This is a genomic window from Listeria grandensis (genome assembly GCF_014322885.1).
GTDB classification, from domain to species: Bacteria; Bacillota; Bacilli; order Lactobacillales; family Listeriaceae; genus Listeria_A; species Listeria_A grandensis.
The window spans coordinates 1-13516 of record NZ_JAASUG010000007.1 but is presented as its reverse complement, the minus strand read 5'-3'; the positions used below and the strand labels follow the sequence as shown (position 1 = coordinate 13516).

Below are 13516 nucleotides of genomic sequence, written 5' to 3'. Positions count from 1 at the left end.
AATCGTTGAAAATTTTATATCTCCATCAATATTTTGCAACGCGTAACTCTTATACATCTACTAGATCCTATGAGTTTGCAAAGAAGTTAATCGAGCACGGACATGAAGTTACTATGCTGACAACAGATACTTTTTTAACTGGGGATACACCCTATAAAGAAGTCAAAAATATGAAGTATTATCATGTGGATGGTATCGAGGTTATTGCGGTCAAGAATGATTATTCCAACTATATGGGGCTAGTCCAAAGAAGTAAGTCATTTCTATCTTACATGCACCATGCTTACAAAATTGGTAAAGAACTAAAGGGTATGGATATTATGTTTTCGACATCTACACCCCTAACTATTGCGATACCGACATTAAGATTACAAAGAAAATTAAAGATTCCGTTTGTTTTTGAAGTAAGAGACCTTTGGCCAGAGGCACCGAAACAAATGAAGGCCATTAAGTCCCAGTTTGTTATTAAAATGCTGCAACATCTTGAAAAAAGGGTGTACAAAAAGGCAGAACATATTATCAGCCTATCGCCAGGCATGACTGAGGGTATCGTGGCTACAGGCATTCAAGCAGAAAAAATAACGATGATTCCTAACCTCTCAGACTTAGCCTTGTTTGATCTAGAGCAGGACTACAAAATGGAAAAAAGGACATTAGCGGAAAGATTTAGCTTGAAAGATGCATTCATTATGTTGCATTTAGGTGCGATGGGAGAAGCGAACGGTCTCGATTATATCGTTGAAGCCGCTAAAATATTACAAGATAGGAAACAAGACGAAATTAAGATCATTATTGGCGGCGATGGAAAAAGCAAGCCTAGATTAGAAAAATTCTGCGCGAAGCACCGCCTTACAAATGTCATTTTTAGTGGTCATGTTTCAAGGAAAGATGTCCCGATTTTTACAAGTTTAGCTGATATTACTATGACGTGTTTCAAACCGCTACCGATTTTAGCAACTAATTCACCTAATAAGTTTTTTGATTCGTTAGCAGCAGGAAGACCAATCATCGTGAATTCTGATGGTTGGACAAAAGACATCGTGCAGAAATATGATATTGGCTACTATGTTGATCCGGCAGAACCTGAAGAATTAGCAGAGAAATTGATAGAATTACAGAATCAGCGAACAGAATTAAGAGCACAGCAATCCAAAATCAGAAATATTGCCGAGGAACATTACAGCGCTGAAAAGTTAGCAGATAAAGTAGAAATGATTTTATTAAGATCGCTTGAGAGGAGCAATTTAAATTGAATATAGTAGTTATTGGAACGGGTTATGTTGGGTTAGTTACAGGTGTTGCTTTAGCGGAAATTGGGCATCAAGTTTGTTGCGTAGATATTGATGCGTACAAAATCGAACAACTTCAAAAATCGATTTCACCAATCTATGAACCGGGTATTGAAGAACTAATGGAACAGAATATAAATAATGGCAGACTATCATTTAAAACGGATTTACAACGAGCTATGCATGAATGCGACATCATTTATTTAGCTGTGGGAACGCCACAAAAAGAAGACGGTTCTGCCAATCTGGAGTATATAAAAGCGGCTGCAACCGATGTAGCTAAGACAATGACAAAAGAAATGATTATTGTTGTTAAAAGTACGGTCCCAGTCGGAACAAACCGATATCTACAAACATTTATTCAAGAGCAGACGCCTCATAAAGTAAGTATTGTATCCAACCCCGAGTTTTTAAGGGAAGGTGTTGCGATCCGTGATGTGTTTTATGGAGATCGTATTGTGCTAGGAGCCGATAATAAAGTGGCGCTTCGCACGATGGCAGAAGTAAATGGAAACTTTAACATACCAATATACACAACAGCTTTAGAAAGTGCAGAAATGATCAAGTATGCATCCAATGCTTTTTTAGCAACAAAGATCAGTTTTATTAATGAAATTGCTAATATTTGTGAAAAAACGGGTGCGGATATTCGTGAGGTTAGCGCGGGTATGGGGATGGATAAACGAATTGGTAGCGCATTTTTACAAGCCGGTATTGGTTACGGCGGTTCATGTTTCCCGAAAGATACAGCAGCTTTGCTTCAAATCGCTGGGGATGTGGATTATGATTTTCATTTATTGAAATCGGTCATCTGGGTTAATACAATGCAGCATCAGAAGTTAGTGAACCGAGCCAGAGCTTATTATGGAGATTTGAAGAATTTAACGTTCGCTGTGTTGGGTCTCGCTTTTAAACCGAATACGGATGATATTCGAGAAGCTGCGGCGCTTTCTATCATCGAAATGCTATTGGACGAAGGGGCGACAGTGAAGACATACGACCCAGTAGCCATGGAAAATGCACAACGAGTTTTAGGAGATCGCGTTATTTTCTGTAATACAGCTGAGGAAGCAGTCGCGCAAACGGATGGTGCCTTTGTAGTTACGGAATGGCAAGAAATCACACAAATGGATCTGAATGAATGTGTAGCGCGTATGAAGCAAGCAGTTATTTTTGATGGCCGTCTATGTTTTGACACAGAAAAAATGTTGGATGCAGGGATAGAATATTATGCTATAGGAGACGGAACGTATGAGAAGAACAAAAATTACGAAACGGTGTATTGATTTCAGTTTGTCTTTAGTACTCCTTGTTTTATTACTTTTGCCGATGTGTTTCCTTTATCTCATACTGGCACTATATTTCCGAGGAAATCCAATTTATGCATCCATTCGAGCGGGCATTCATGGTAAGCCATTTGTCATCTATAAATTTAAAACGATGCGAGAAATCTACGATGAAGATAATTGCTTATTACCAGATAACGAGCGCATTACTAAGTTTGGCAACATTATCCGCGGACTTAGCTTAGATGAACTGCCGCAACTATTAAATGTTTTAAAGGGCAACATGAGTTTGATTGGGCCACGTCCATTGACTGTGGAATATATTCCGCTCTATTCCAAAGCACAACGAAAGCGCTTGGACGTGAAACCGGGAATCAGTGGCTTAGCGCAAGTAAATGGTAGAAATTCGATTACATGGAATGAGAAATTCAGATTAGATGTTCAGTATGTCGAAAACCAATCGCTTAAGTTGGATATAAAAATACTGTTTTTAACGGTATATAAAGTCTTGATACATGAGGGTGTGAAACAGGATGGATTTATTAATTCAGAAAGATTTACTGGGAATAACACTAGGTAGTAAAAAGAAGTTAGTAATCATTGGTGCAGGTGGACTTGGACAGGTCATAAGTCAGGCTGCTGTACATCACGGGGAGTACCAAGTGATCGGCTTTTGTGACGATAAGTATCACAAGGTGAATTTAGAACATGACATTTTTTGTGCCCCCCTTTCATTTATAAAAGAATTAGTACATCTTGAGCAAGTTTATTACTTTATTGCGATTGGCAATGGTGAAATACGTCAAGATATTTCAAAACGGTTAGGTTTAATCGCATGCCGATACGCTACGATTATTCACCCAACTGCCTTTGTTGATAATAATGTGATACTAGGAGCCGGAGTAGCGGTATTACCCCACGCCACCATTCATAGTGCTGCACAGATCAGAAATCACGTCATCATTAATTCAGCTAGTATTATTGAACATAAAAACAGTCTGGAAGATTTTGTTTCGATATCGCCGAACACCACGTTATGTGGCGCTGTTACGGTAGAAAGAGGAGCATTTGTTGGAGCTGGAACTACAGTTGTACAAGGTGTCACGATAGGTGAGGGTACCACAATTGGAGCTGGATCTTTGGTTCTTAAGGATATACCATCCAATTGCATTGCATATGGTTCCCCAGCGAAAGTTATGCGTTATACGAGGGAACGAACGGCAGTCAGATAATGAAAGAAGGCGAATGGGAAATGAAGAAAAGTGCCCCAGTAGAAATTATTGAAACGCATTAAATTTTACCAAACATTTTCCGTGATCATTATTTTAACGATGGTAGTGCAGGTTATTTCTCTATTAAGAACCACTGCACTGGCAACCCATTTTGGCATAAGTAATGAAATGGATGCTTTTAATTTTGCTAATACGGCAATGGTTTGTCTGATAAACATTATGGGGCCATCCGTTGCCACAGTACTTATCCCTTTTTTAGCGAAGATGAAGAACAATCATGAACATAGAAATGTACTGAATTCGTATATCACGGCGGTTTTAGGAATTACGTATGTTGTATTGCTTCTTTATTTTCTGGGTGGCAGTATCTACTTCTACGGTTTTGGTCAAGGCGATGGATTTAACTTTCAGACTTTGACATTCTTACTGACCTTTATTCTAGGAATTGCGCAGTATACCCGATTAATTTCTGCGATACAGACAGCATTTTTACAAATGGATGGTAAATTCGTCGTCGTGAAATTAGCTGCTTTAGTTTCGGCGCTATTGAGTTATATTTATATAATTTTCACACCGGATATAAGCATTATCGAAGCGGCGATATGTATCGGACTTTCCTATGTTGTGGAATGCACTCTCCTAATTTTTAGTAACCGAAATGAACAGTACAAATATCAAGCCATGTTTAAATGGAAACATCCGGAATTTCGAAATCTTATGAAACTAACATTACCGGTGACACTCAGTTCTGTTATTTATCAGGTAACAGTTATATTGCCGAATATATTAGCTCGTTTTTTTGGAGAAGGGTATATCTCGACAATGGTGTATGCCAATCAAATAATTAGCATTATGCAAACACTGATCATTATTAACTTGATCTCGATGCTGTATCCGACATTGACAAGAAGTTTCAATAAAAATATCGCAGAGGCGAAAGAAAAGCTAATTTATTTCATCAATGGCTCCAATATACTTGTTATCCCGATGATAAGTGGCATGATCATGCTTGGTGGTATTGTGATTAAATTGCTGTTTGAGCGAGGCAACTTCACACATGAATCTACAATAATTGTTTGGCAGTTTCTAATTTTTCTAAGTCTAGCGTTACCATTTGTTGTGGTTCGAGAGTTTTTGTTTAAAGCATTCTATAGCATGGGTGATACGAAAACCCCCGTTAAAAATTCATTGATTGTGATTGTTATCCAAATTGTCTTCTTAGTTATCGGTTCCTTTACGATCGGTGTGTATGCTATTATGCTGTCCCCTTTACTTGCGGCAATTATTTCTGTCGCTCTGGGCTACCGCGATTTACGAAAAAAAATTGGCTTGAGATTAAGAAGTATGGTGAGGCAACACATGATTATCATTATGAATTCACTTATTATGTGCGCTAGCATTTGGGGAGCGATGAAGCTGATTCACATTAATAATATGTTGATAGATTTGCTGATTTATATCGGTATTGGCGTAATCGTTTATGGGCTATGCGTACTGTTAACGCAAAGAAAATATATCTACTACTTTTTGAATAACAACAAAAATAATTTATAAAGGATGTTATATAGCTTGAAAGTATTGTTTTTCATATCCTCATTTCCAAAACTATCTGAGACATTCATATTAAATCAAATAACTGGCTTTATCGATCGAGGTATTGAAGTAGAAATACTAGCTTGGAACAAAGTCGAGAATAAAGAAAATCATGCTTCGATTGCAGCGTACAACTTGCTTGATAAAACAAGATTTTTAAACTTTCCAAGTAGCCGATGGAAGCGATTGTTTGGTGGAATAGGCTTGTTCTTGACATCCGTTTTTACATCACCAAAAACAACTTTCAGCGCTTTCAATTATAAGAAATACGGTAAGATGATTTTCACATTCCGATTCCTGTATGCCTTGCCTTACTTTTTAGAAAGAGAGGCTGGTGATGCTGTGATCTGCCATTATGGTCCGAATGGTAGCATTGCTTCATTTCTAAAAGACCAAGGTTTATTACCAGAACAAACAATGGTATTTTTTCACGGGCATGATTTAACCTCATTTACGAAACGACAAGGTATAGCGGTCTATGATTCGCTGTTTGCCTCTGATATTACGCTACTTCCAGTCAGCCAACTTTTTTCAAGTAAACTCATCAAAATGGGTGCAGATGCTTCCAATATAAAAGTGCATCATATGGGAATTAACTTAGCTGAATTTAGTCTTATATCACCAGCTCCAATGGAATCCACCATGAAATTCCTCTCAATTGGTCGACTAACGGAGAAAAAAGGTATGGATGTTACGATCGAGGTGATGGAAGCGTTGAAGGCGAGTGGTGTAGACGTATCTCTAGAAATTATTGGAGAGGGTGAACTACGTCAACAATTGGAGAGTCAAATCAAACAAGCTAACCTTTCGAATGAAGTAACTTTACTCGGTTGGCAATCGCAAGTAGAAATAAACAAAGCGATCGAGAAAGCTGATATTATGATGCAGCTGAGTAAAACTGCAGCAAATGGAGATAAAGAAGGTATTCCAGTTGTTCTAATGGAAGCGATGGGTCGAGGTAAATTGATTATTTCAACAGAACATAGTGGCATCCCAGAATTAATCACAAACAATAAAAATGGTTGGCTTGTACCCGAGGGCGCTGTCCAAGAGACTATCCAAAAAGTCTTAGAAATTAGAGATAACCCAGAACAATGGCTACCAGTCTCATTACAAGCAAGAGAGAAAATTGATGCTGAATTTAATATTGACCGTTTGAACGACCAACTAGCACTACGATGTATGAAAAAATAATAACAGTGTGTACGCTCTACATTTGTATACTTTAGGAGGATTAGATTTTTTTGCACAATAGAAACCCCAAAAAAATAATGATGGCTAGCTCTGTACATGTGTGGAGTGACACAAGAATTTATTTTAAAGAAGCACAAACCCTAGCAAACCAAGGCTTCCAAGTGGACTTTTATGCACTAGACCACCCTGGCGAAAAAATAAATATACCGAATTTAACGATGCATTATTTGAAACCGCAAAAACGTTACAAGCGATTTATACATTGGCGCTTCTTGTATAAAGAGATGGTTCAGTCGGATGCGACCTATTTCCACTTTCATGACCCAGAGTTGTTGCTTACTGCAAGAGCTTTGAAAAAGAAATTAAAAAATGAAATAAAAATCACGTATGATATGCATGAGCACCTTCCTGCTGCTATTAGGACGAAGCAATGGCTACCTCGAATTATTCGACCAATATTCTCCCAAGTGGTAGCATATTTCGAGAAAAAATGGATGAAATATTGCGACACCGTTATTTTTGCAGAGCTGTCGTATAAGGATAATTACGAAGAACTCACTCTAAATAAAGTAGACGTATTAAATTACCCGACCTTCCCAAATTTGAATGAACTTGTTGTGAAAGATAATGTGTTTACGATGATTTATGTAGGTGTGTTAACAGAGCAGCGTGGGTTGTTTAACATGTTGCAGTTAGCCAAGAAGGTAAAAGATAGGGGCATTCAAGCGTTTCAATTAAAACTCATAGGGCCTATTTTTACAGATGAAGTGAGGGTTCAGCAATTTATCGTAGAAAACCATTTGAGCGACAATATCGAACTACATGGCAGAATGCAGTACAAAGACATTTGGGCGCATTATCAAGCTGCTCACGTAGGTTTATGTTTACTACACCCGACACCGAATAATCTTAATTCGCATTCCACGAAGCTTTTTGAATATATGGCGGCAGGGTTACCAATTGTCGCATCAGATTTTCCGGATTTCACGAAGATGTTAACGGAGCATGATTGCGGAAAGACAAGTGATCCAGAGGACTATGACGCATTATACGATATCATTGATTTTTATATGGCTAACCCGGAAAAAAATAAACAATTTGGAGAAAACGGTAAGGAAGCTTTTAATCGATTTTATAATTGGGAACGTGAAGGAGAGAAATTATCATCAATTTATTCGAGCGAAGGTTAGTAGCCCATCTTACTAATGACAAGGAGAACCTACAATGAAAATTAAGAATCTCACGGTAAGTAATTTATGGAAAACATTTAAGGGGAATTTTATCTGGATGCTCTTGATTATTTGTTTATCGGTAGCCAGTGTATATACGTATAACAATTATATTGCGAAGCCACAGTATACCTCTTCCTTTCAAGTGCTTTTCAATATTGAGCAGACGGACACCAAAACACAAACATCAGACGGCGTTCGGAACAATATTCAATTAATTAACACGTTCACCTCCGTTTTACAAAGTGGAAAGATCATGGATTTGGTGAAAGATAAAGTAAAGACAACGGATTCTTCTAGCACATTAGCCAGCGATACAAAAATAGTATCCAATGAGAATTCGCTAGTTATGACGATAAACTATACAAATCTGGATAAAGATCAAGTCATAAAAGTTTCGTCTGCTATGGTCGATGTGGTGAGCAAAGAAATTCCGAAAATTTTTAAAGGAACGACAGTGACTGTTCTAGAAAAAGCATCTGAGCCAAGTGCACCTAGCAATAACTCTACGTATATATTAGCTGTAATGGTTGGTCTGATGCTAAGTTGCACCTTATTATTCATACTATGTGCTTTAGATACAACGATTCAAAATAAAGATCAGTTAGAAAGTATGGGCTTACCATTTCTCGGAGATGTACCTAAATTTAAGAGCACAGAGCTCTAAGCGAAAGGACTGGCTAAATGTTTACTAAACGAAGAGCAGCAGAAACGATTATCACGACTGGCAATGAAATGACTATGCAAAAAAATTCAGTAGCATACGAAAAATTTAGTTCTATTCAAACGAATATTCAATTCATGGAAAAAAGAGCTGGGCGTATTCAAACCATCGCAGTTACATCTGCAAATAAAGGAGAAGGAAAATCTTTTTTCATTACAAATTATGCGAATACATCTGCATTATATAAGCAAAAAACATTATTGATTGACGTGGATTTCTACAACCCAAAAATCACAAAACAATTTAAAACAAAATTAATGCCAGGTTTATCGAATATTTTAGTAGACATGGTGACTTTTGAAGAAGCTGTTATTCCATTAGAGAATAAATACTTGTCTTTTCTACCGATTGGAACTTTGCCACCGAACCCGCTAGAGTTACTTCGCTCCGAGGAGTTTAAACAATTGTTAGAGGATCTGAAAGAAGAGTTTGACCTGATTTTATTAGATTGTCCTCCAGTTAATTTGTTTACAGACGCAAGAGTTGTAGCGGCGGAAAGTGATGGTGCCATTTTGTTGATTAATAGTTTAGCAACAACGGAACAAGATGTACTGAAATCCAAAGAATTACTAGAGCAAGTGGATGCTAATATTCTAGGAGCGGTACTAAACAACAAGCGCTACAATAATAAACAATTAGCGTCATATAATTATTATTAATAAATTTAGGAAGTAGTGTATATGATAGAAAACATGAGAAATATATCATCTAAATTAGTCAGTGTGCCAAGGATAATAATATTTTTAATAATTATTTTAAGTATTCTAAGCCCATTTTATCCGATATTACTCATTGTACCTATCATCATTGTTGGGATAATATACATTAATAAGGTGTCTGTTAATAAATGGATGTACGGTCTGTTTTTAGCAGTGTTGATGTCGGGTTTTTGGGGACCATATGCATCTTTCCCTCAAATGCCTAATATATTTTTGTTCAGAATTTTGCTAGCTGTCCATATCGTTGGATTTATTTGCTCAAAAAAAGATTTCACTACGATCAAGTTTCTTAAGATACCACTTCTTTGTTTGATTGGTTGGTTTTTGTATGCAGCTATAGCAATGATTTGGTCAGCAGACGTTATGCTGAGTTTAAATGCGCTTTATTTTCAATTTGAAATCAGCTATTTAATTTTTATATGTGCTTATTACATCACCTCATGGGCAAAATTGCGCCAAGTACTTATGTGGGTGACTTGGAATTATATTATTTCAATAGGCATTGGCTTATATGAAGCTTTATCTGGGAAACATCTGCGCTTCTCAGCGGGGAGCTTGCTGAATTACGCAGATTCGAGACCTACTGGATGGTTAATCAATACGAATGACTATGCCTCATATCTCGTTATTTATTTTGGACTAGCATCGCTATATCTCCTGACTTCCAAGAAAAAAAGCCATCAACTCATTTGGTTAATTATGCTCGTAGCTGTCACTTTCCTAGTTATCGAATCACATTCTAGAACGGGCTTTTTAGGGTGGGCATGTATCGTTTTTCTTGTTCTTTTCAAAGTTTTGCGAATTCAATATTTCCTGATCGCTATATTTGGAGGAATTACTGCATTGTTTTGTAAAGTGATTTACTCAAGTTTTGCGAGTTCAGGGGAGACCTCTCAACTAGTGGAATCATTCACGGGAAAAGGGGAGTCGACGCAAGACCGGATGTTCATTTATAAATTTGTTATCCAGCTATGTCAAGATCATCATTTCCTAGGTGTTGGGCTTGGAATGACGCCTCGCTATGTTTTCGATGCTCTATATGGAACTGCTAATATTGATTTGTCAGGCTCACAAACAATGGCGGCGCACAACTTTTGGTTGACAATCATATCGGATATCGGTTTGCTAGGTTTTATTCCTGTTCTTATATTCTTCCTATATTTTGTTTATTGGGCGGTACGAGGCTATTTGAAAAACCGGTCTTTAAAGGCCGCTATGCCAATGGTAATCCTAGTAGGGTTTATTGGAATTTCTGTTGGGAGCAGTAGTATTTTTGAAATGCGCGTCATTTGGATTGCGCTCGGAGTGGGCTTGGCGATTATCAATTTGCTACAGCGGGAGAAAAATGGAGAGGTGGAATTGATAAAGTGACACAAGTGAAAAAAATAGCCGTGTTTGGCAGTTGTTTTAGTCGTAATTTTTTAAGTTCGGCTCCATATTTTAATCCGACATATAAGTCTCATTTTGCATGTGTTATGACACAATTTCATTCGTCTATTATAGCTACCATGACCGATGTAGTGACAATGGATATAAGCGAGTACGAGGATATACCTAATGAAAAGAAACGATTTGTCCGCGAAGATTTTGAGAAAAGGTTTTTTGAAAGAATAGCAGAAACGAATCCAGACTACCTATTAATTGACCTCTATTCGGATGCATTGAAAAATATCGGATTTATTTCAGAAAAACAGGCGATCACCATTTCACCTATACTTGAGCAGAGCAGAATTCTGAATGATATTCGCTTCGTCAAGATGCTGGATCATAAAAATAAACAGCATTTCAAGAACGTTTGGCTTACTTCCTTACATCGATATCGAAAACAACTGCTTTGCTACATCCGTGAAGAACAGATCATATTGAATGTATGCGAACTAACAAGTTTTTACTATGATGCGCAAAAAAAGAAGGTCCCATATAACACACCAGAGACGCTTGATGAATACAATCGATTTTGGAATGAATTAAATACGTTGTTTATGCAAGTTTTTCCGAAAGCAAAAGTTTTAGATATGAGAAATAGTGGTTATATCGGCGACACGAGCTATCCATTTGGTCATTCCGTATCCCATTACGAGAGCGGTTATTATCGAAGTATGCTGGATAAAATACGAGAACTAACAAAATAATTGGAGGATCGTTAATGAAGAAACTAATTGTAAAAATATATTTCAAATGGAGGAGCCGCACATACAAGGCGCCAAATGGGCAAAAATTAAATTATATTTTAGAAAAAAGTACGCAAAAAGATGTACCTCTCATCATCATTTTTAGCGCATTTCCTCGAACCGGAATGAAGGCGACCTATAATTATTTAAGAACGCTAAAAGATATCCGCGCCAATAAGCTTTTTATATTGGATAATTTCGGATTTGATAAACGAGGAGCCTATTATTTAGCCGAAAATGGCGATTTCAAAATTATGGAAGCAGTCGAGAGTATCATTGATACGTTTAAAACTAAGCTACAGTCAGAAAAAATGATTTTTGTAGGCACAAGTAAAGGTGGTTTTGCCAGCTTATATTTCGGGATGAAAAAGGGTGCGGATTACATTATTAGTGGTGCACCACAGTATAAACTAGGAAATTATTTAAGCGATATCCCCGAAAAAGCACCAGTTTTAAAAAGCATCATGGGTAGCACGGATCAGAGGCAAATCGATATTCTAAATGAATTGCTAACAAGGCAATTAAAGGATACGCAAGGAATGTTACCAAAAGTATATTTACATTTTTCTAATAAAGAGCATACTTATGAAGAGCATATTGAAATGTTAGTTGAAGACTTAATGAACGAAGGATATCCGATAGTTTTAGATATATGTGAATATAAAATTCACCAAGAAGTAAGCCTATTTTTCCCCCCATTCCTAACAAAAACGCTAGCTGAAATTTTACTAGAAACTACAAAAAAAGCGTAAATTACTCGGGATTTTGCCAGCTTCATTATTTTAATTGGGCAAATGTTTCGCGAAATCTACCGGCCTCATGTTATAATTAAGAAAGCGCTTAAAAAGAGGGCGCGGGATATACAGGGGGTTCTATTTTTATGTTAAACGAACAGCAGATTACCAAACTATTACATCGCGTGTCTGATCCAGTTTTGGAGGCGACGTTGCTTGAAACAGATGGAATAATTGGAGTGGATGTTACTAATAATAGTGTGGATATTCAGATTGCACTAGCTGATCCAGAGCAACAAACAGATGTATTTACTGCCAATATACAGGAACTACTAGGGCAATTTGGCTGTGAAGAAATCCAAATAGAACTAAGCTACCTACCAACGCAAACAGTAGCTAAATTATTGGAAGCACGAAATAATATCCTGTCTCCAGAAAGCAAAACACAGTTCATTGCTGTGGCGAGTGGAAAGGGTGGAGTAGGAAAGTCTACAGTAGCGGCAAATCTAGCTGTGTCATTGAAGCGCTTAGGCAAGAAGGTAGGACTACTGGATGCAGATATCTATGGTTTTAGCTTACCAGCATTGTTAGGAACATCTGAGAGTCCTCAAACCAAGAATGACCGAATTATCCCTGTTACAACATATGGAGTGCAGTTGGTCTCGATGGAGTCATTTGTGGACGAGGGTGAACCAGTTATATGGCGTGGACCAATGCTTGGAAAAATGATTAAGATGTTCTTAGAAGATGTAGACTGGAATTCTCCAGATTATTTAATCATAGACCTTCCACCAGGAACAGGCGACGTGGCTTTAGACATACACACATTATTGCCCACATGTAATGAATTGATTATTACAACACCGCATCAAGCAGCAGCAACTGTAGCGGCGAGAGCTGGAATTATGGCAAAGAAAAACGAACACCACATTTTAGGTGTAATTGAGAACTTATCTTATTATCAAGATGCAGATGGCCGAGAAGTGTATTTATTTGGTCGAGGTGGTGGAGAAAAAGTAGCGAATGAGCTGAAAGTTGAGTTACTTGAGAAATTCCCTATTGAGCAACCAATTCAAAATGAAAATGGCTATCTATCAGGCATTTACGATGAAAGTACAAGGCAAGGAAAACGCTTTTTAACACTGGCTGAAAAAATAAATCACTATTTATAATGAAAAATATGCAAAAAAGTATTGACGAATGGATAAATAGTTGGTATATTTATAAACGTTGCTGATGCGCATAACGCAAAACGCAGCATGAGAGATTGACCTTTGAAAACTGAACAGAAACAAAGATAAAACCAAGAAGACAGCAATGTTTTCGGGTAAGAATCACAGGACGG

At 37.4% G+C, this 13516-nt stretch carries 13 protein-coding genes; all 13 read left to right on the top strand.

What is annotated here, in order from left to right; genetic code table 11:
• The first annotated feature begins 5 nt into the window (after positions 1-5).
• The 13 genes from HCJ54_RS10320 (at position 6) to HCJ54_RS10260 (ending at position 13343) form a co-directional block, all read left to right on the top strand.
• Positions 6-1253, top strand: a complete 1248-nt coding sequence (locus HCJ54_RS10320) for a glycosyltransferase family 4 protein (protein ID WP_187137575.1) — start codon at positions 6-8, stop codon at positions 1251-1253.
• The gene (locus tag HCJ54_RS10315) at positions 1250-2575 is read left to right on the top strand and encodes a UDP-glucose dehydrogenase family protein (protein WP_187137574.1); all 1326 of its coding nucleotides are present in this window, start codon (positions 1250-1252) and stop codon (positions 2573-2575) included. Before HCJ54_RS10320 ends, HCJ54_RS10315 begins: the two co-directional genes overlap by 4 nt.
• Entirely contained in the window at positions 2541-3155 is a 615-nt protein-coding gene (locus tag HCJ54_RS10310; RefSeq protein ID WP_187137573.1) for a sugar transferase, read from the top strand. Before HCJ54_RS10315 ends, HCJ54_RS10310 begins: the two co-directional genes overlap by 35 nt.
• Complete coding sequence (locus HCJ54_RS10305; RefSeq protein WP_187137572.1) at positions 3109-3807, top strand: acetyltransferase; 699 nt, start codon at positions 3109-3111, stop codon at positions 3805-3807. The genes HCJ54_RS10310 and HCJ54_RS10305 overlap by 47 nt, the downstream gene beginning before the upstream one ends.
• 48 nt (positions 3808-3855) lie before the next feature.
• Positions 3856-5361, top strand: coding sequence for a murein biosynthesis integral membrane protein MurJ (gene murJ / locus HCJ54_RS10300; RefSeq protein ID WP_187137571.1), 1506 nt, complete (start codon positions 3856-3858; stop codon positions 5359-5361).
• Between the two features lie 15 nt (positions 5362-5376).
• Entirely contained in the window at positions 5377-6594 is a 1218-nt protein-coding gene (locus HCJ54_RS10295; RefSeq protein WP_187137570.1) for a glycosyltransferase, read from the top strand.
• Between the two features lie 50 nt (positions 6595-6644).
• A complete protein-coding gene (locus HCJ54_RS10290) occupies positions 6645-7784 on the top strand; it encodes a glycosyltransferase family 4 protein (RefSeq protein WP_187137569.1) in 1140 nt (379 codons plus the stop codon).
• Positions 7785-7818: 34 nt separating this feature from the next.
• Positions 7819-8490, top strand: coding sequence for a YveK family protein (locus HCJ54_RS10285; RefSeq protein WP_187137568.1), 672 nt, complete (start codon positions 7819-7821; stop codon positions 8488-8490).
• A 17-nt stretch (positions 8491-8507) separates the two neighbouring features.
• The gene (locus HCJ54_RS10280) at positions 8508-9206 is read left to right on the top strand and encodes a CpsD/CapB family tyrosine-protein kinase (RefSeq protein WP_187137567.1); all 699 of its coding nucleotides are present in this window, start codon (positions 8508-8510) and stop codon (positions 9204-9206) included.
• 402 nt (positions 9207-9608) lie between these two features.
• Positions 9609-10637 (top strand): O-antigen ligase family protein, encoded by a 1029-nt coding sequence (locus HCJ54_RS10275; protein ID WP_187137566.1) that lies wholly within the window; start codon positions 9609-9611, stop codon positions 10635-10637.
• Positions 10634-11398: a DUF6270 domain-containing protein gene (locus HCJ54_RS10270; RefSeq protein ID WP_342354463.1), complete on the top strand. Its 765-nt coding sequence runs from the start codon at positions 10634-10636 to the stop codon at positions 11396-11398. The genes HCJ54_RS10275 and HCJ54_RS10270 overlap by 4 nt, the downstream gene beginning before the upstream one ends.
• A gap of 14 nt (positions 11399-11412) precedes the next feature.
• Positions 11413-12189, top strand: coding sequence for a Two component regulator three Y domain-containing protein (locus HCJ54_RS10265; protein WP_187137565.1), 777 nt, complete (start codon positions 11413-11415; stop codon positions 12187-12189).
• A 128-nt stretch (positions 12190-12317) separates the two neighbouring features.
• Positions 12318-13343, top strand: coding sequence for an Mrp/NBP35 family ATP-binding protein (locus HCJ54_RS10260; protein WP_187137564.1), 1026 nt, complete (start codon positions 12318-12320; stop codon positions 13341-13343).
• Positions 13344-13516: the final 173 nt, after the last annotated feature.